Origin of the sequence: Streptomyces sp. NPDC056061 (genome assembly GCF_042266885.1) — a bacterium.
GTDB lineage: Bacteria > Actinomycetota > Actinomycetes > Streptomycetales > Streptomycetaceae > Streptomyces.
In genome coordinates this window covers 38,287-56,954 of sequence record NZ_JBHJWQ010000008.1, presented here as the reverse complement: position 1 = coordinate 56,954, position 18,668 = coordinate 38,287, and the positions used below count along the sequence as shown (strand labels likewise).

The following is an 18,668-nucleotide window of genomic DNA, read 5'->3' as shown; positions in this document are numbered from 1 at the left end:
GCCCGGCAGGCGGGGGCGCGTCACCCGGCCGACGGTGCCCGGCAGGGCGGGGCGGCGTCACCGTTCCGGCCCGGCGAGGCTTCCCACGGACTCGACCGCCACCGCCGCACGCGGCACGTCCTGCGCGTCGGCGTCGATGGAGCGGCGCAGCGCCTCGTGGAGCCGGGCCGGGGTGAGCACGCCGAGGAAGCGACCGGTCCCCTCCTCGTCGATGACGGCGATCCAGCCCGCGTCGTGCTGGAGCATGGTGGCGAACGCCTGCTTGAGCGGGGCGCCGACCGGGAGCCACGCCTCCATCCGCCGGGCGTGCGCCCGGACCGTGTCCCCGGTGCCGGGGGCCGGGCCGGTGGTGCCCGCGGCGGTGGGCCGGTCGGCCGGGATCCAGCCGTGCAGGTTGTCCTCCGCGTCCAGCACGACCGCCCAGCGCGCGCCCTCGGCCCGCAGTCGCTCGGTGGCCCGGTCCAGGGAATCGTCGAGATGGACCACCGGCGGCTGGTCGAGGTCGCCCTTCTCGATGGGGGTCACCGAGAGCCGCTTGAGGCCGCGGTCGGCGCCCACGAAGTCCGCGACGTAGGGCGTGGCGGGCGCGCCGAGCACGGCCGCCGGTGCGTCGAACTGCTCGATGGTGCCCTGTCCGTAGACGGCGATGCGGTCGCCGAGCCGGACGGCCTCCTCGATGTCGTGCGTGACGAACAGGACGGTTTTGCGGACCTGCGCCTGGAGTTTCAGGAATTCTTTCTGCAGCCGTTCCCGGACGACGGGATCGACCGCGCCGAAAGGCTCGTCCATCAGCAGTACCGGCGGGTCGGCCGCCAGCGCCCTTGCCACGCCCACGCGTTGGCGCTGACCGCCGGAGAGCTGTTCCGGATAGCGGCCGCCATATACGGAGGGGTCGAGTCCGACCAGTTCGAGGAGTTCCGCCGCGCGCTCCCTGCCCTTTTGCCTTTTCCAGCCCAGGAGATGGGGCACCGTCGCGGTGTTTTCCAGGATCGTGCGGTGCGGGAAGAGGCCCACCTGCTGGATCACGTACCCGATACGGCGGCGCAGTTGGACGGGGTCGATGGCGGATATGTCCTCCCCGTCGAGGAATATCCGCCCCTCGGTCGGTTCGATCAGCCGGTTCACCATCTTCATGGTGGTTGTCTTGCCGCAGCCCGACGGTCCGACGAGCGTGATCAGTTCACCCTCGGCGACCTCGAAGGAAAGGTCGTCGACGGCGGTGGTGCCGTCCGTGTACCGCTTGGTGACATGCTCGAAACGGATCATGGTTCCCCATTGTCGCGGGTGTTCTGTGAAGGACATGTTGCTGGAACAAAACGGCCTCGGCGATTGTCGGTGGTCGGGGATAGGGTCGCCGGACATCGGCGACTTCGAGTACACCGGCCGCTCCGGGGTATTCGGTACGCCGGAGCAATCGGCGCGGCGCAATCGGTGCGTCCCGGTGCGGGTGTTCCGGCGTACGTCGTGACGAGGCGGTGAACGGGAGGTGGGGGACGGATGGCTGCCGCGCAGAACTGCATGGTGACGAACGACTGGATCTGCGGGGAGTATCTCCGTTCCCGCAGCCAGGAGTTGATCGACGCGACGATCCAGCATGTGGGGATCACGGCGGCGTCGGTGCTGATCGGATTGCTGGTGGCATTTCCGCTGGCGCTGCTGGCCCGCCGCGGCCGCCATTTCGCCGGGGCGGTCCTCGGGCTGACGACGGTGCTCTACACGGTGCCGTCGCTGGCCATGTTCTCGCTGCTGCTGCCGTTCTTCGGGCTGTCCGCGGCGCTGGTCGTCACCGGCCTCGTGCTGTACTCGCTGACCATCCTCGTCCGGAACATCCTGGCCGGTCTCGAAGCGGTGCCGCAGGAGGCGAAGGAGGCCGCGCGGGGAATGGGCTACGGGCCGTTCCGGCTGTTGTGGGAGGTCGAACTCCCCCTCGCCCTGCCCGCGGTGATGGCGGGCCTGCGCATCGCCACGGTCTCGACGGTCGCCCTGACCACGGTCGGTTCGATCATCGGCAGGGGCGGTCTCGGCAACCTGATCGGGGACGCCCTGCCCAGCTTCTTCAAGGCCCAGGTGCTCACCGCCTCGGTGCTGTGCGTCCTGCTCGCGGTCGTCGCCGATCTGCTCCTGCTGGGTCTCCAGCGCCTGTTGACCCCCTGGACCCGGATGGGCGGCGGGTCCGGGGGCGCCGGTGCCGGAACGGCCGGCTCCGCCGACACCGCGGCAAAGGCGGTCTGAACCATGGGAGTTCTCGGTCAGGCGTGGACCTGGCTCACCACCGGGGCGAACTGGACGGGGGAGAGCGGAGCCGCCCACCGGCTCGTCGAGCACCTCTACGTCAGCGGGGTCGCGCTCCTCGTGGCCTGCGCGCTCGCGCTGCCGCTCGCGCTGTACCTCGGGCACATCGGGAAGGGGGGTGCACTCGCCGTCAACATCTCCAACGTGGGGCGGGCGATCCCGGTCTTCGCGGTGCTGGCCCTCTTCATGGTGTCGCCGCTGCGCAACGCCGGGTACGTCCCCACGGTCACCGCGCTCGTGCTGTTCGCCGTGCCGCCGCTGCTCACCAACGCCTACGTGGGGATGACGGAGGTCGACCGTTCGGTGGTCGAGGCCGCACGGGGCATGGGGATGTCCGGCGGGCAGCTCTTCCTGCGGGTCGAACTCCCCCTGGCCCATCCGATGATCATGACCGGCCTCCGGTCGGCGGCGGTCCAGGTGGTGGCCACGGCGACGATCGCCGCGATGGTCGGCCAGGGCGGCCTCGGCCGGATCATCACCGCCGGCTTCAACACGTACAACACACCGCAGGTGGTGGCGGGGGCGCTGCTGGTCGCCCTGCTCGCCCTGCTGGTGGAGGGGGCACTGGTGCTGCTGGACCGGATGCTGTCGCCCCTGCGCCGCCGCGGGACGGCATGACGGCCCTCCGGCGCCCCGCCCCCGCTCCTGCCCACAGTCCTGTTCCATTTCCATCTCGTGCAGCCCTGTCGCTGCGGACGGAGAACAACAACGATGAGAAAGTCCTCGCGCGTGGTCGGCGCGGTCATCGGCGCGGTCGCACTGGCGGGTTCGCTCGCCGCCTGCGGCGGCGACAGCCTGGAGGAGAACAAGGGCGGCTCGGCCGCCGCCGGGGGCTCGGACGGATCCGGCGGCTCCGGCAAGAAGGGCTCGCTGGTCGTCGGCGCCGCCTCCTTCACCGAGTCCAAGGTGCTCGCGGAGCTGTACGCGCGGATCCTCGCCGACGCCGGATACCGCACCTCCGTCACGACCGTGGCCAACCGGGAACTGTACGAACCCTCCCTGGAGAAGGGCGAGATCGACGTCGTCCCGGAATACGCCGCGACGATCGCCGAATTCCTCAATGCGAAGGCGAACGGGGCGAAGGCGGCCGCGCAGAAGCCGGTCGCCTCCGGTGACGCGGCCGCCACGGTCGCGGCGCTGGAGAAGCTCGCCGCACCGCGCGGACTGAAGGTGCTTCCGTTCGGCGCGGCCGTCGACCAGAACGCTTTCGCGGTGAGCAAGGAATTCGCCGCCGAGCACAAGCTGAAGACGCTTTCGGATCTCGGCAGGTCGAAGACCGCAGTGAAGATCGCCGCAGGCGACGAGTGCGAGGTGCGGCCGTTCTGCGCGCCCGGTCTGGAAAAGACGTACGGCATCAATGTCACCGGTGTCGACCCCAAGGGAGTCGGCACGCCCCAGTCCAAGCAGGCGGTCGAGGACGGCAAGGACCACCTGGTCCTCACCACCACCACGGACGCCGTGCTGGACAGTTATGGCCTGGTCTTCCTGGAGGACGACAAGAAGCTCCAGAACGCGGACAACGTTCTGCCGGTCGTCAATGCGAAGGACGCGGGTTCGCAGGACGTCGCCGACGCACTCGGCAAGATCACCAAGGCACTCACCACCGCGGACCTCGCGGAACTCAACCGCAAGGTCGACGCGGAGCGCGCAAAGCCCGCCGACGTGGCCGAGGACTATCTGCGGTCCAAGGGACTCATCGGCAAGGGGTGAGGAACGAAACGGTGATGAAGGAGATGGGCGGAGCGGGAACGAGGGAAGCGGGAACGCCGTAGGGAATCGGGGTGACAGAGGGGTGTCAGGTAACCGGCAGGGAACAGATTGGCGGGCGGTCCCCCACGTGCCTGCTGCACACGGTAAATTTCAGGCCATGCCACGTGGACGTCATCGCCATTCGTCACCGCTGCACAGAATCCTTCCGCCCTCGGCCGTCGCCGGGGTTCCGATTCTGTGTGCCGCGGGCGCCTGGCTGCTCGCCGAGCCTCTGGTCCTGCGCGGTCTGACGGCCGTTGCGGCGGCCGCCGCCGTCACGGGTGCGTACCTGATGCGCAGGTGGGACCGGGAGGCGGACCGTCGTGTCGCGGAGCTGAAGCGGGCCCGTGCCCGTGACGAGTGGCGGGCCGAGGAGCGGACCGCCGAGCTGGAGTCCGACCTGGACGAGGCGCGGGAACTGCGCCACCGGCTGGAGACGAAGCTGCGGCGCAAGCGGGTGGAGCTCGCCAATCTGCGCGGCGAGCACGCCGCACTGCTGCGCCGGTACGCCAACGCCGAGACCGGGCGGGCCAGCGCGCTGGAGGGGCGTCGGCAGCTCGCGCTCGAAGCCGCCGGTCCCAAGGAACTGCCGCCCGCGCGCAGCACCCCGACCCCGGCCTCCTACCTGCGTGCCGCCCAGGCGCTGGAGGACCTGTCGCGCAACGGGGCGCTCCAGGAGGCCCGTCGTATCGCCGAGCAGGCGAGGGAGCGGGCCCGGGAGGCGGAGGAGCGCGGCGGGAGGCACGCGGTGGCCGCGGACGCGTCCGCGGCGAAGCACCTCCGCCCGCCGACCGCGCTTCCCGCGCCCCGGCAGTCCGCCGCACTGCCCGCGGCCCGCCCGGTGCCGGCCGCCAGTCCGGTCGCCCCGGACGCGGCACCGCGGCGCCAGCAGGTGCCGCAGGGCAGCTTCGACTTCTTCGGTACGCAGAAGGCACGCGCCGCGATCGAGTCCGTGCAGAACGAGGACCTCGCGGACGTGGTGGGCGAGGAGGCCCTGGCCGCGCACCGCACGGGCACCGACGGCAACCGGGCCGTCGGCAAGGTCATCGACCTGACCGCCCACGACGAGACGGAGCAGCTGGACATGGGGGAGCTGCGCAGCGCGATCTCGTAGCTGCGCGGCGGGCCGCCGCCCGCCGGGTGCCGTGCACCGCCCGCCGCCGTCCGCGCGCCTCGCGCGGACGGCGGCGGGCGTTCCGTGGGCCGGCCCACGGGACGGCGGCCTACTTGTCGATGTCGCCGACGACGAAGAAGAGCGAGCCCAGGATCGCCACCATGTCGGCGACCAGCGTTCCGGGCAGCAGCTCGCCGAGCACCTGGATGTTGTTGTACGAGGCGGAGCGCAGCTTCAGCCGGTACGGGGTCTTCTCACCCTTGGACACCAGGTAGTAGCCGTTGATGCCCAGCGGGTTCTCGGTCCAGGCGTAGGTGTGGCCCTCGGGGGCCTTCAGCACCTTGGGCAGCCGCTGGTTGATCGGGCCGGGGGCGAGGCCGTCCATCCGGTCCAGGCAGGCGTCCGCCAGGTCCAGGGAGTTGTGCGTCTGCTCCAGCAGGCACTCGAAGCGGGCCAGGCAGTCGCCCTCGGCGCGGGTGACGACCCGCAGCGTGTCGCCGAGCTCCCCGTAGGCGAGGTACGGCTCGTCGCGCCGCAGGTCGAAGTCGACGCCCGAGGCGCGGGCGATCGGCCCGGACACGCCGTACGCGTGCACGGCCTCGGCGGACAGCACCCCCACGCCGCGGGTGCGGCCCCGGAAGATCTCGTTGCCGAGCACCAGGTCGTCGTACACGTCCATCCGGGACCGGACCGAGGCGACCGCGTCCCGGGCACGGCCGAGCCAGCCCGCGGGGAGGTCCTCCTTGAGGCCACCGACCCGGTTGAACATGTAGTGCATCCGGCCGCCGGAGATCTCCTCCATCACGGTCTGGAGCTCCTCGCGCTCGCGGAAGGCGTGGAACACCGGGGTGATCCCGCCGAGTTCGAGCGGGTACGAGCCGAGGAACATCAGGTGGTTCAGGATGCGGTTCAGCTCGGCGAGCAGGGTCCGCGTCCAGACCGCGCGCTCCGGGACCTCCATGCCGAGCATCCGCTCGACGGCCATGACGACGCCCAGTTCGTTGGAGAACGCCGACAGCCAGTCGTGACGGTTGGCGAGCATCACGATCTGCCGGTAGTCGCGGGCCTCGAACAGCTTCTCCGCGCCCCGGTGCATGTAGCCGATGACCGGTTCGGCCTGCTGGACGCGCTCGCCGTCGAGGACGATGCGCAGACGGAGCACGCCGTGGGTGGAGGGGTGTTGAGGACCGATGTTGAGCACCATGTCGGTGCTCTCCGCCGCGCCGCCGATGCCGACTGTCGTCTCCGTCATGCGGCCAGTATTCCCTGAACGGCGGGGTGACGAGGCGGTGGGTGGTGCGGGGTACGGACCCCGCTCCCCGTGCCGCTCAGCCCGTGTGCGCGGGGTGGTGCGCGGGCCGTGGACGGTGCTCGCGGTCCGCCCGGTCGACGCGTTGCATCAGCCAGCCGAAGTCGCCGAGGCCGCCCCGGGCCGTCAGCTCCGCGGCCTCGCCCGCCGCGGCCAGGGCCCGTACGTACCCGGCCGGGTCGGTCGACGCCCGGGTCAGGGGCGGGCGGGCGCCGTCGATGCCGAGGCGGTGCAGCGCCTCGCGCTGCGTCAGCACCTCGGGCCGGTGCCGGACCGCCGGTCCGGCATCCGTGCCCGGCCCGCCCGGCGCCCCGGCCGCCGCGCAGGCGTCCAGCGCCACGTGCGAGGTGAGGTCGCAGCTGCCGTCCGGCACCGGCCGCACCTCGCGGCCCGAACGGAAGCCGGTGAGCGTCCCGAAGGGGGGCCGCGCCCCGAGCTCGTGGGCGTAGTCCACCGCGACCGCGAGCCCGCCGTCCAGCGTGGACACCGCCCGCGCCCACGCCTCGTCGCGCGGGCGTCCGATCTCCGCCCGGCGGCCCGGTCCGTCCGACGGCCACCACCGCCGCAGCCACCGCGCGTCGGCCCCGGTCACCGGCTCGCCCAGCCGCTCCGCACCGTCCGCGGCCCGGACCAGGACATAGCGGTCGACGCCGTCCGCGTCCGTCTCGGCGACATCGGTCGGCACGTTGTCCAGCCACTCATTGGCGAACAGCAGCCCGCAGATGTGTTCCGGCGGTTCGGCGCACCACTCGATCCGGGGATCGAGACCGTCCGGCGCGGCGGCGCGTTCCACGGCGCACGCCCGCACCACGAGCCCGTCGGCGCCCTCGTCCGGCAGCGCCGCCAGCACCCCGGTCAGCAGCTCACCGCGCCCCGCCCCGACGTCGACCAGGTCGACCTCGTCGGTGCCCAGCTCCCGCGCCGTCCGCACCAGCAGCCGGGCGACGGCGGAGGCGAACAGCGGGGACGCGTGGACCGAGGTGCGGAAGTGCCCGGCCGGCCCCTCGGGACTCCGGTAGAACCCCGTTTCCCCGTACAGGGCGGCCTCGGCCGCCTCCCGCCACCCACGCCACTCCTCCATCACGTTCCCCAGTCTCCACCTTGGGGAGTACGGCCCCGGAAGCCGGATCGGCCCTTCGGCTGACCCGCCCGCCTTCCGCCTTTCCCTACGCTGGGCCACGTGCAGCGTCTCTACGACCTTCTCCGCAGACACCCGACGGGCGTCGACACCTTCTGGGCTGTCTTCCTCCTCGGGCTCTCCGGCCTGACGGTGGTGGCAGAACCGTGGCGCGGAACCCGTCTGCCGGTGGCCGTGCTGATCGTTCTCGGCCTGTGCACCGTCGTGGCGCTGCGCCGCCGCGCACCCGAGAAGATGCTGCTGCTCACCATCGGGGCGGGCCTCGCGCAGATGCTGTTCGGCGTCAGGCCGGGCCCCATGAACTTCGCGATGCTGGTGATCGTCTTCACCGTCGCCGCCATCGGGGAGCGCTGGGCGTCGCGGCTCGCCCTGGTCTGCAGCCTGTGCGCGGCCGGGCTCGCGCAGCTGCGCTGGTCGCAGCCGGAGTCGGACGTCGGCTTGGCGCAGCAGACCTTCATGGGCGTCGTGATGACCGTGCCGTTCGTGCTGGCATGGGTGCTCGGCGACTCGATGCGGACCCGTCGCGCCTACCTCACCCAGCTGGAGGAGCGTGCCGCGCGGCTGGAGCGGGAGCGCGAGGCGCAGTCGAAGGTGGCGGTGGCGGCCGAGCGGGCCCGTATCGCCCGTGAGCTGCATGACGTGGTCGCGCACAACGTGTCGGTGATGGTGGTGCAGGCCGACGGCGCGGCGTACGTCATGGACGCGGCCCCTGACCAGGCCAGGCAGGCCCTGGAGATCATCTCCGGCACCGGCAGGCAGGCCCTCGCCGAGATGCGGCGACTGCTCGGGGTGCTGCGGACCGGTGACGCCGAGGAGGCCGGGGAGTACGTTCCGCAGCCGGACGTGGACCAGATCGAGGTCCTGATCGAGCAGGTCCGGCAGGCCGGGCTCACCGTCGACTTCAAGATCGAGGGCACCCCGCGCCCACTGCCCAGCGGCGTCGAGCTCACCGCGTACCGCATCGTGCAGGAGGCGCTGACGAACACCCGCAAGCACGGCGGCCCGGACGCCGGGGCCAGCGTGCGGCTCGTCTACTTCGACGACGGCCTCGGGCTGCTCGTCGAGGACGACGGCCGGGGCGCCTCGCACGAGCTGTACGAGGACGGGGGCGCCGACGGTGCGGGACACGGGATGATCGGGATGCGTGAACGGGTCGGCATGGTCGGCGGCACGCTGGACGCCGGGCCCCGGCCCGGCGGCGGCTTCCGGATCAGTGCGCTGCTGCCGCTCAAACCGGCCCGTTAGCGCCGGGAGCGGCACCGGGGCCGGGAGGCTTTCGGGTCCGGCGGCTCACGGCCCTGCGGACGACCGCACCGCACGACCGGGAAGACTGCACGCACCGGGAAGACTGCACGCACCAGGAACACCGCACGTGCCGGGAACACCGGTCCATTCGGACCTCACGCTTCGGACGAAGCGGGACAGACAGGAGACAGAACCCTCATGGCGATCCGCGTGATGCTCGTCGACGATCAGGTGCTCCTGCGCACCGGCTTCCGGATGGTGCTCGCCGCGCAGCCGGACATGGAGGTCGTGGCCGAGGCCGGAGACGGCGCGGAGGCGGTCGACATCCTGCGCTCCACCGCCGTGGACGTGGTGCTGATGGACGTCCGGATGCCGCGGCTGGACGGTGTCGAGGCCACCCGGCGCATCTGCGCGGAGCCGGGCGCGCCCAAGGTGCTCATACTGACCACGTTCGACCTCGACGAGTACGCGTTCTCCGGGCTGAAGGCCGGGGCCAGCGGTTTCCTTCTCAAGGACGTGCCGCCCGCCGAGCTGCTGAGCGCGATCCGCGCGGTGCACAGCGGCGACGCCGTCGTCGCCCCGTCCACCACCCGCCGGCTGCTCGACCGCTTCTCCTCGATGCTGCCGAGCGGCACGAGCGAACCGCGGCACAAGGGCATCGCACGGCTCACCGAGCGCGAGCGCGAGGTGATGCTGCTGGTCGCGCAGGGCCTGTCGAACGGTGAGATCGCGGCGCGGCTGGTGCTCTCCGAGGCGACCGTGAAGACGCACGTCGGCCGCATCCTCACGAAACTGGGACTGCGCGACCGGGTGCAGGTCGTCGTCCTCGCGTACGAGTCGGGGCTGGTCCGGGCCGGGGGGATGGGCGGCGCGGGCTGATCGGCGGGGCCGGACCGGATCAGCGCAGGATGCCCTCCAGGAAGTCGCTGCCGAGCCGGGCCACGGTGGTCAGATCCAGCTGGTGCAGCACGTACCTGCCGCGCCGCCGGGTGGTGACCAGGCCCGCCTTCTTCAGCACCGACAGGTGCCGGGAGACCTCGGGGGCCGTGATGCCGTGCGTGTCGGCGAGTTCGCCGGTGGTGTGCGCGGAGCGGGCGAGATGGCGGCACAGGCGCATCCGCATCGGGTGGGCCAGCGCCTCCATGCGCAGCTGGAGCAGTTCCACGGAGGCCGGGCAGGGCAGCTCCGGCTGGTGCACCGGGTAGTGGATCACCGGACGCCAGCCCGGTGCGTGCAGCAGGTTCAGGTGCGGCCAGCCGAAGGTGGACGGGATGAGGGTGAGCCCGAGCTCCACGGCGCTGGTCCGGCCCTCGGACAGCTTGTCGGCGCTGATCCTGCTCCCGGCCTCGTCGACGCTCAGCGCCGCGGATACCGCCTCCAGCGCCTCGGCGAGCCCCTTGCGCCGCAGCAGATCCGTCTTGTGCCGCGCGTCGGCGACCAACTGGACCCGGACCCGCTGCCAGGTGTCGGCGAAGAACGCCCGGTCGCAGTCCTCGAACAGGCGCCGGACCCAGCGGCGCACCGGGGCGGGGTCGGCCAGCAGCTGCTGGGTGAACTCCACCTGGCGGGGGCCGCGCGCCGCCGCCATCTCCAGGGCCCTGGCGCTCATCGTCGCGTTCCCGAGCGGGGAGGGCGCGCCGACCCCGTACAGGCTGGTGCAGGTGAACTCCAGGGCGGCGGTGACGAACCGTTCGTCGTCGAGGCGGTCGAGGATGTCCAGGTCCTCGGCGAGGTTCGCGCCCGTCCTGCCGTTGCCGCCGCGGACCCCGGCGAACGCCATGAAGATGTCCGAGAACGTGTGGCGCCACAGGAAGTCGGCCTCGTGCAGCCGGTCGGCCAGATCGGGCTCCAGCGCGCTGGCGGTCGCCGTGGCCCAGCCGTGCAGGCCCGGGTGGTGGCCGGGTTCGGAGAGGGCGTGCAGGGCCAGGCACAGCTCGGCGAGGGGAGAGGTCTCGAAGACGATGCGTTCGGGGGCCAGCCCCGTGATGTCGATGTGCACGCTCACCCCTCCATGGTGCGGGGTGCGCGCGGGAGGCCCCCGTCGTTTGACGGGGGCCGTCAAACGACGGGGCGGGTCGGCCGGGTCCGGCCCAGGGTGGGCTCATGGACGCCATTCAGCAGCAGATGTTCGACAGCTACCGTGCGGCCCGGCGGGGCGAACTGCCGCCGCCGCTGCCGGGCCGGCACGACTGGGAGGTGGTGCGCGGGGCCCGCGACCGGCGCCGTTTCGCCGCGGTGATCGCGGAACGCCCGGCGCGCGGCCGGTGGCGGACGGCGCTGCGGGCGCTGCTCACCGGCCGCCGTGCCCGTGCTCCGTTCGCCCGCCGCGTCCGGGCCGTGCGGTGAGCCGGCCGGTGCGGCGCGCGCCGCACCGGGGCCGTCCGGGCCGTGCGCGGCGACAGGACCTCAGGCGGGCTCCACCAGTTCCAGGAACGCCGCGACCGCCTCCCGGACGTCGGCCGCCGTCCACTCCAGCCCTTCCCGCCCCACCGTGATCTCGGTGAAGGCCACACCGGGCGGCCCGGCCGACGCGGTGTGCCAGTTGGCGAAGAGCGCGACCCCCGTCTCCTCCGCCTGCCGCACCGCCGCCTCCGTCAGGACGCGCGCCGGGTACGGCAGCCACACCTGGAACTGGTGTGTGTGCGGCGGCTCCGGATGCACCCGGTACCAGCCGACGCCGGCCGCCGCGAACCCCTCCGCCAGCGCCTCGGCCACCACCTTCGCGTGCGCCACGTACGACGGCAGCGGGGGCAGTTCCCGGTCCAGTCCGACCAGCGCGGCGAGCGCCGCCGGGAACTGCTGGAACACCTGGCCGCCGTACCGGTGGCGCCAGGTGCGGGCCTCGTCGATCAGGGACGCGGGACCGGCCAGCGCGGCCCCGGAGAGCCCGCCCAGGGTCTTGTAGAACGACACGTACACGCTGTCCGCGAGCGCCGCGATCTCCGGCAGCTCCCGCCCGAAGTGCGGGGCGCACTCCCACAGCCGAGCACCGTCGACGTGGACCACGGCATCGCGTTCCCGCGCCGCCGCCACCACGTCCTGGAGCTCCTCCCAGGTGGGCAGGACGAAGCCCGCGTCGCGCAACGGCAGCTCCAGCATCAGCGTGCCGAACGGCTCGTCGAGGTCACGGATCTCCTGCGCAGTGGGCTGCCGGGGCTCGGACGTCGGATGGACGGTGCGCAGGCCGCTCACCGCGCCCAGCGCGCCGCGCTCGTGCACCTCGGGGTGGGCCAGCGGGTGCAGGGCGACCACGGGACTGCCCGTCCGTCCGGCCCAGCAGCGCAGCGCGACCTGCTGGGCCATCGTCCCGGTCGGGAAGAACGCCGCGGCCTCCATGCCCAGCAGATCCGCTATCCGCTCCTCCAGCTCGGCGACCACGCCGTCGCCGTACATGTCGGTGGGCCGGTCGAGATCGGTGACGGACCCGGCCCCCGCCGCCAGGTCCGCCAGGCGCTCGCCGAGCGAGAGGTGCATGGGCGGCCGGCTCAGGACCCGTTCGGCCGAGCGCAGGGCCCGCAGCCTGCGCTGCCGCTGCTCCTCGCGCGAGGCGCGGGCGTCCTCCGGCGGCTGTCCGTCCGTCGGCGGCTGTCCGTCCGCCGCCGGGGTGTCGTGTCGGGGCCGCGCCCGTCGTGCTTGCTCGCCGGTGTCTGCCGTATCCGTATCCGTCATGGCACGATCATCACGCAGTGCGGGGCCCGGCCCCGCATGGTTTTCCGGCCGCGGACGGGCCGACGCGGACGGGCCGACGCGGACGGGCCGATGCGGAGGGGTCGACCGGGCGTCGGCGGCCGGTCGCGCACACACCGCGGAGACCGGAGCGTCGGACTCCGCCCGTGCGCCGGTGGGCTTCGTCCGCGGGCTTCCACATCCCGTCCTGAGGGCCCGCACCCGGGCGCGCCGGTCCGCGGGCTTCCTCCACAGGCTGTGGACGCTCAGGGGTCCGGGCGAAGCGCTGGCGTAGCATGCAGAGGAATCGTCCGGTACCCGCTGCGGACTGGAACGGAAGGCCGTCGCCACGTGAACGCAACCAATTCTCAGGCACCCCTCGAAGCGAGGGACCGCCCCGCCCGGCTCACGGTCGGCGTCGTGGGCGCGGGCCGGGTCGGCCCCGCACTCGCCGCCTCGCTGCGCCTCGCCGGGCACCGCCCGGTCGCCGCCTCGGGAGTCTCCGACGCGTCCGTGCGCAGGGCCGCCGAGCTGCTTCCCGAGGTACCGCTGGTGCCGCCCGCCGAGGTGCTCGCCCGCGCCGAGCTGGTCCTGCTGACCGTGCCCGACGACGCCCTGCCCGGACTCGTCGAGGGCCTGGCCCAAACCGGTGCGGTACGGCCCGGCCAGCTCCTCGTCCACGCGTCGGGGCGGTACGGGACGAAGGTGCTGGACCCCGCCCTGCGGGCCGGTGCGCTGCCGCTGGCCCTGCACCCGGTGATGACGTTCACCGGCACCCCCGTCGACGTCCAGCGGCTGGCCGGCTGCTCCTTCGGCGTGACCGCGCCCGAGGAACTGCGGCTCGCCGCCGAAGCGCTGGTCATCGAGATGGGCGGGGAGCCCGAGTGGATCGCGGAGGAGGCCCGCCCGCTCTACCACGCGGCGCTCGCCCTCGGCGCGAACCACCTGGTCACCCTGGTCGCCCAGTCGATGGAGCTGCTGCGCACGGCCGGGGTCGCCGCCCCCGACCGGATGCTCGGTCCGCTGCTCGGCGCCGCGCTCGACAACGCCCTGCGCTCCGGCGACGCCGCCCTGACCGGCCCGGTGGCCCGCGGCGACGCGGGCACGGTCGCCGCGCACATCGACGAGCTGCGCAGGCACGCGCCGCAGGCGGTGGCCGGCTACGTCGCGATGGCCCGCGCCACCGCCGACCGCGCCCTCGCCCACGGCATGCTCAAACCGGAACCGGCCGAGAACCTGCTCGGTGTCCTGGCCGACGACCCCGGCACCACCGGCGGCGCCGGACCCCGGGAGTCCCGATGACCCACATACCGGGCGGTTCCGGGGCCACCCACGCCCCCGCCGCCGACAACATGCCCCGCCCCACCACCGACAACACCGCCGCCACCGACAACACCGCCGCCATGACCACCACCTCCGCGTCCGCCGCTTCCGCGTCCGCCGCCTCCGGGCCGATCGCCTCCGCGTCCGACTCGCACGCGTCCGCCGCCTCCGGGTCCGCCTCCCGGGCCTCCGACTCGCACGCGTCCGCCGGGACCCCGGCGGCGGCCCTGCTCCGCACGGCCGCCGAACTCGTCGCGTTCGCCCCGCGCAACGGCCCCCGGGCCGTCGTCATGACCATGGGCGCCCTGCACGAGGGCCACGCCACCCTGATCCGTGCCGCGCGCGCCGCCGCGGGTCCGGACGGCCAGGTCGTCGTCACCGTCTTCGTCAACCCGCTCCAGTTCGGCGAGGCCGCCGACCTGGAGCGCTACCCCCGGACCCTCGACGCCGACCTCGCCGTGGCGGGCGCGGCCGGGGCCGACGCCGTTTTCGCGCCGTCCGTCGACGAGGTCTACCCCGGCGGCGAACCGCAGGTCCGGATCTCGGCAGGTCCCATGGGCGAGCGGTTCGAGGGCGCCAGCCGCCCCGGGCACTTCGACGGCATGCTCACCGTCGTCGCCAAGCTCCTCCACCTCACCCGCCCCGACCTGGCGTTCTACGGGCAGAAGGACGCCCAGCAGCTGGCACTGATCCGGCGCATGGTCCGCGACCTGAACTTCCCCGTGGAGATCGTCGGCGTGGCGACGGTCCGTGAGCCGGACGGCCTCGCCCTGTCCAGCCGCAACCGCTTCCTGGACGCGGCGGAACGGCGCACCGCCCTCGCCCTGTCCCGGGCCCTGTTCGCGGCGCACGACCGGCTCGCCGCCCAGCAGGCGCTGCACGCCCGCGCGCAGACCACCGCGGCGACCACCGGCCGGGCCGCCGCGCTCACCGCGCTCGGCGAGGCCCGCGCCGCCGCCGACACCCAGGCGGTGGCCCTGGCCCGCCCGGTCGACGGACCGGCGGCGGTGCGGGCCGCCGCGCGGCTGGTCCTCGACGACGCGGCCGCCGAACAGCCGCCGCTGGCCCTGGACTACCTCGCGCTCGTGGACCCTGCCGACTTCACCGAGATCCCCGACGACCGCACCACCGGCGAGGCGATCCTCGCCGTCGCCGCGAGGGTCGGCACGACCCGCCTCATCGACAACATCCCGCTGACCTTCGGAGCCACCCCGTGACCGGAATACGGCTGACCGCCCCCGCCCCCGGCTGGTCCATCGACGCCGACGTCGTGGTGGTCGGCTCGGGCGTGGCAGGTCTCACCGCCGCACTGCGCTGCGCCGCCGCGGGCCTCGCCACCGTCGTCGTCACCAAGGCCCGTCTCGACGACGGCTCCACCCGCTGGGCGCAGGGCGGCATCGCCGCGGCCCTCGGCGACGGCGACACCCCGCAGCAGCACCTGGACGACACCCTGGTCGCGGGCGCGGGTCTGTGCGACGAGGACGCGGTCCGAGCCCTGGTCACCGAGGGCCCGGACGCGGTGCGCCGGCTCATCGGGACCGGTGCCCGCTTCGACACCACGGACGGCGGCGACATCGCGCTGACCCGCGAGGGCGGCCACCACCGCCGCCGCATCGCCCACGCGGGCGGCGACGCCACGGGGGCCGAGATCTCCCGGGCCCTGGTCGGGGCGGTCCGCGAGGCCGCCCTGCGCACCGTCGAGAACGCCCTCGTCCTGGACCTCCTGACCGACGCCGAGGGCCGTACCGCGGGCGTCACCCTGCACGTCATGGGCGAGGGCCGGCACGACGGCGTCGGCGCGGTCCGCGCCCCCGCCGTGGTCCTCGCCACCGGTGGCATGGGCCAGGTCTTCTCCGCCACCACCAACCCGGCGGTCTCCACCGGCGACGGCGTCGCCCTGGCCCTGCGGGCCGGCGCCGAGGTCTCCGACCTCGAATTCGTCCAGTTCCACCCCACGGTGCTCTTCCTCGGCGCCGACTCCGAGGGCCAGCAGCCCCTGGTGTCGGAGGCGGTACGGGGTGAGGGCGCCCACCTCGTCGACGCGTCGGGCACCCGCTTCATGCTCGGCCGGCACGAGCTCGCCGAACTCGCCCCGCGCGACATCGTCGCCAAGGCCATCACCCGGCAGATGGAACTGCACGGCACCGAGCACATGTACCTCGACGCCCGCCACTTCGGCGCCGAGATGTGGGAGCACCGCTTCCCCACGATCCTCGCCGCCTGCCGCGCCCACGGCATCGACCCGGTCAGCGAGCCGATCCCGGTGGCGCCCGCCGCGCACTACGCCTCCGGCGGCGTCCGCACCGACCTGCGGGGCCGCACCACCGTCCCCGGCCTGTACGCCTGCGGCGAGGTCGCCTGCACCGGCGTGCACGGCGCCAACCGGCTGGCGTCCAACTCCCTGCTGGAGGGCCTCGTCTTCGCCGAGCGCATCGCCGCGGACATCGTCGGACACCGGCCCCGCGCGGGCGCCGCGGTCACCGAGCCCGGCCCGGCCCCCTCCCCGCTGCTCGACCCCGAGGCCCGGACCGCCGTCCAGCGGATCATGACCCGGGGCGCCGGTGTCCTGCGTTCCGCCGAGAGCCTGGCCGCATCCGCCGAGGCGCTCGAAGCCCTCCACGACGACGCCGTCCGGGCCGCGGCCGGGGACGCGGACGGGGCCGGGCCCAAGCCCGTGGAGCCCGGCGTCCACGCGTGGGAGGCCACCAACCTGCTGCTCGTCTCGCGCGTCCTGGTCGCCGCCGCGCAGCGCCGCGAGGAGACCCGCGGCTGCCACTGGCGCGAGGACCGGCCCGAGCGCGACGACGAGAACTGGCGCCGCCACCTCGTCGTCCGGCTCACCCCGGAGCGCCGCCCGGTGCTGCGCCGGACGGAGACCGAGGCATTCGGCCCCGTGGACCCCGCGCAGCCGTCACACTGCGCAGCAGCACCCCCGAACCACCCCGCCGACGTCACCGAGGAGTCGTAACCGTGAGCACGCCCGAAGAGAACCCGCGCCCCGAACCCGTGGACGTACCGCTGATCCAGATCGGCGTGCCCGCACCGTCCGCGGGCGGCTGCGGGGACGGCTGCGGCTGCGGCGGGGACGTCGACGAGCTGGAGTGCGGCCTCGACCCCGACCTCGCCCGGCTCCTCGCCGACGCGGGGCTGGACCCGGTCCAGGTCGAGGACGTCGCGCACGTCGCCCTCGCGGAGGACCTCGACGGCGGCATCGACGTCACCACCGTCGCCACCGTCTCCGAGGACGCCGTGGCCACCGGTGACTTCACCGCCCGCGAGAACGGCGTCGTGGCCGGGCTGCGGATCGCCGAGGCCGTCCTGTCCATCGTCTGCACCGACGAGTTCGCGGTCGAGCGGCACGTCGAGGACGGCGACCGGGTCGTCCCCGGCCAGAAGCTGCTGACCGTCACCACCCGCACCCGCGACCTGCTCACCGGCGAGCGCAGCGCGCTCAACCTGCTGTGCCGGCTCTCCGGCATCGCGACCGCCACCCGCGCCTGGGCCGACGTGCTGGAGGGCACCAAGGCCGAGGTCCGCGACACCCGCAAGACCACGCCGGGCCTGCGCGCCATGGAGAAGTACGCGGTGCGCTGCGGCGGCGGCGTCAACCACCGCATGTCGCTGTCGGACGCCGCCCTGGTCAAGGACAACCACGTCATCGCGGCGGGCGGGGTGGCCGAGGCGTTCCAGCGGGTCCGGGACGCGTTCCCGGACGTGCCGATCGAGGTCGAGGTCGACACCCTGCAGCAGGTTCGCGAGGTCATCGACGCGGGCGCCGACCTGATCCTGCTGGACAACTTCACCCCCTCACTGACCGCCGAGGCCGTCGCCCTGGTCGGCGGCCGCGCGGTCCTGGAGTCGTCCGGCCGGCTCTCCCTCGACACCGCACGCGCCTACGCCGAGGCGGGCGTCGACTACCTGGCCGTCGGCGCGCTCACCCACTCCTCGCCGATCCTCGACATCGGCCTGGACTTCCGCGACACCGACGGGGCCGAAGCCTGATGCTGCTCACCATCGACGTCGGCAACACCCACACCGTCCTCGGCCTGTTCGACGGCGAGGAGATCGTCGAGCACTGGCGGATCTCCACCGACGCCCGCCGCACCGCCGACGAGCTCGCGGTCCTGCTCCAGGGCCTGATGGGCATGCACCCGCTGCTCGGCGAGGAGCTGGGCGACGGCATCGAGGGCATCGCGATCTGCTCCACGGTCCCTGCCGTCCTGCACGAGCTGCGCGAGGTGACCCGCCGCTACTACGGCGACGTGCCCGCGGTCCTCGTGGAGCCCGGCATCAAGACCGGCGTGCCGATCCTGATGGACAACCCGAAGGAGGTCGGCGCGGACCGCATCATCAACGCGGTCGCCGCCGTCGACCTGTACGGCGGTCCGGCGATCGTCGTCGACTTCGGCACGGCCACCACCTTCGACGCGGTCTCCGCCCGCGGCGAGTACGCGGGCGGCGTGATCGCGCCCGGCATCGAGATCTCGGTCGAGGCGCTCGGTGTCAGGGGTGCCCAGCTCCGCAAGATCGAGCTGGCCCGGCCGCGCAGCGTGATCGGGAAGAACACGGTCGAGGCGATGCAGGCGGGCATCATCTACGGCTTCGCCGGCCAGGTCGACGGGGTCGTCGCCCGGATGAAGAAGGAGCTGGCGGCCGACCCCGACGACGTCACGGTCATCGCGACGGGCGGCCTTGCTCCGATGGTGTTGGGCGAGTCCTCCGTGATCGACGAGCACGAGCCGTGGCTGACCCTCGTCGGCCTGCGCCTGGTGTACGAGCGGAACGTCTCCCGGATGTAGCCGGACCCCGGCGCACCTGCGGGAACGCGGCGG

General features: G+C 73.5%; 17 protein-coding genes. 12 read left to right on the top strand and 5 right to left on the bottom strand.

From position 1 onward, the window contains the following. Positions 1 to 57: 57 nt before the first annotated feature. Positions 58 to 1,266 carry an ABC transporter ATP-binding protein gene (locus tag ACFC79_RS14655; protein ID WP_376239706.1) on the bottom strand — a complete coding sequence of 403 codons (1,209 nt, stop codon included), beginning with the start codon at positions 1,264 to 1,266 and terminating at the stop codon, positions 58 to 60. A 231-nt stretch (positions 1,267 to 1,497) separates the two neighbouring features. Between ACFC79_RS14655 and ACFC79_RS14650 the strand changes: the two genes are divergently transcribed. From ACFC79_RS14650 to ACFC79_RS14635, 4 genes are all read left to right on the top strand, one after another. Continuing rightward, positions 1,498 to 2,232: an ABC transporter permease gene (locus tag ACFC79_RS14650; RefSeq protein ID WP_376239703.1), complete on the top strand. Its 735-nt coding sequence runs from the start codon at positions 1,498 to 1,500 to the stop codon at positions 2,230 to 2,232. A gap of 3 nt (positions 2,233 to 2,235) precedes the next feature. Continuing rightward, positions 2,236 to 2,910 (top strand): ABC transporter permease, encoded by a 675-nt coding sequence (locus ACFC79_RS14645; protein ID WP_376239700.1) that lies wholly within the window; start codon positions 2,236 to 2,238, stop codon positions 2,908 to 2,910. Between the two features lie 93 nt (positions 2,911 to 3,003). Next, positions 3,004 to 4,002, top strand: coding sequence for an ABC transporter substrate-binding protein (locus tag ACFC79_RS14640; protein WP_376239697.1), 999 nt, complete (start codon positions 3,004 to 3,006; stop codon positions 4,000 to 4,002). 157 nt (positions 4,003 to 4,159) lie between these two features. Next, positions 4,160 to 5,155 (top strand): hypothetical protein, encoded by a 996-nt coding sequence (locus tag ACFC79_RS14635; RefSeq protein WP_376239695.1) that lies wholly within the window; start codon positions 4,160 to 4,162, stop codon positions 5,153 to 5,155. 109 nt (positions 5,156 to 5,264) lie between these two features. Here ACFC79_RS14635 and ACFC79_RS14630 read toward each other — a convergent pair whose 3' ends face one another. Both ACFC79_RS14630 and ACFC79_RS14625 read right to left on the bottom strand, forming a co-directional pair. After that, complete coding sequence (locus ACFC79_RS14630) at positions 5,265 to 6,407, bottom strand: NADH-quinone oxidoreductase subunit D (RefSeq protein ID WP_376239693.1); 1,143 nt, start codon at positions 6,405 to 6,407, stop codon at positions 5,265 to 5,267. A gap of 76 nt (positions 6,408 to 6,483) precedes the next feature. After that, positions 6,484 to 7,548 (bottom strand): SAM-dependent methyltransferase, encoded by a 1,065-nt coding sequence (locus ACFC79_RS14625; protein WP_376239690.1) that lies wholly within the window; start codon positions 7,546 to 7,548, stop codon positions 6,484 to 6,486. Positions 7,549 to 7,644: 96 nt separating this feature from the next. Between ACFC79_RS14625 and ACFC79_RS14620 the strand changes: the two genes are divergently transcribed. Both ACFC79_RS14620 and ACFC79_RS14615 read left to right on the top strand, forming a co-directional pair. Then, complete coding sequence (locus ACFC79_RS14620) at positions 7,645 to 8,847, top strand: sensor histidine kinase (RefSeq protein ID WP_376239687.1); 1,203 nt, start codon at positions 7,645 to 7,647, stop codon at positions 8,845 to 8,847. Positions 8,848 to 9,045: 198 nt separating this feature from the next. Then, entirely contained in the window at positions 9,046 to 9,726 is a 681-nt protein-coding gene (locus tag ACFC79_RS14615; protein ID WP_376239685.1) for a response regulator, read from the top strand. Between the two features lie 19 nt (positions 9,727 to 9,745). On the opposite strand, the gene ACFC79_RS14610 is transcribed toward ACFC79_RS14615, so the two are convergent. Next, positions 9,746 to 10,846 (bottom strand): DUF5937 family protein, encoded by a 1,101-nt coding sequence (locus ACFC79_RS14610; protein ID WP_376240167.1) that lies wholly within the window; start codon positions 10,844 to 10,846, stop codon positions 9,746 to 9,748. Between the two features lie 104 nt (positions 10,847 to 10,950). Here ACFC79_RS14610 and ACFC79_RS14605 point away from each other — a divergent pair, with 104 nt between their 5' ends. Then, positions 10,951 to 11,193 carry a hypothetical protein gene (locus ACFC79_RS14605; protein ID WP_376239682.1) on the top strand — a complete coding sequence of 81 codons (243 nt, stop codon included), beginning with the start codon at positions 10,951 to 10,953 and terminating at the stop codon, positions 11,191 to 11,193. Between the two features lie 60 nt (positions 11,194 to 11,253). Here the strand turns inward: ACFC79_RS14605 and ACFC79_RS14600 are convergent, their stop codons facing one another. Next, a complete protein-coding gene (locus ACFC79_RS14600) occupies positions 11,254 to 12,516 on the bottom strand; it encodes a threonine aldolase family protein (RefSeq protein WP_376239679.1) in 1,263 nt (420 codons plus the stop codon). Between the two features lie 348 nt (positions 12,517 to 12,864). On the opposite strand from ACFC79_RS14600, the gene ACFC79_RS14595 reads away from it, so the two are divergent. Genes ACFC79_RS14595 through ACFC79_RS14575 form a run of 5 tightly spaced genes read left to right on the top strand, consistent with a single transcriptional unit; the run spans position 12,865 to position 18,635 of the window. After that, positions 12,865 to 13,815, top strand: coding sequence for a Rossmann-like and DUF2520 domain-containing protein (locus ACFC79_RS14595; protein WP_376239678.1), 951 nt, complete (start codon positions 12,865 to 12,867; stop codon positions 13,813 to 13,815). Then, entirely contained in the window at positions 13,812 to 15,053 is a 1,242-nt protein-coding gene (gene panC, locus ACFC79_RS14590) for a pantoate--beta-alanine ligase (protein ID WP_376239676.1), read from the top strand. Before ACFC79_RS14595 ends, panC begins: the two co-directional genes overlap by 4 nt. Beyond that, positions 15,050 to 16,804, top strand: a complete 1,755-nt coding sequence (locus ACFC79_RS14585) for an L-aspartate oxidase (protein WP_376239674.1) — start codon at positions 15,050 to 15,052, stop codon at positions 16,802 to 16,804. The genes panC and ACFC79_RS14585 overlap by 4 nt, the downstream gene beginning before the upstream one ends. Positions 16,805 to 16,806: 2 nt before the next feature. Then, positions 16,807 to 17,838 (top strand): carboxylating nicotinate-nucleotide diphosphorylase, encoded by a 1,032-nt coding sequence (gene nadC, locus ACFC79_RS14580; protein WP_376239672.1) that lies wholly within the window; start codon positions 16,807 to 16,809, stop codon positions 17,836 to 17,838. After that, complete coding sequence (locus ACFC79_RS14575; RefSeq protein WP_376239669.1) at positions 17,838 to 18,635, top strand: type III pantothenate kinase; 798 nt, start codon at positions 17,838 to 17,840, stop codon at positions 18,633 to 18,635. Before nadC ends, ACFC79_RS14575 begins: the two co-directional genes overlap by 1 nt. Positions 18,636 to 18,668 lie beyond the last annotated feature (33 nt).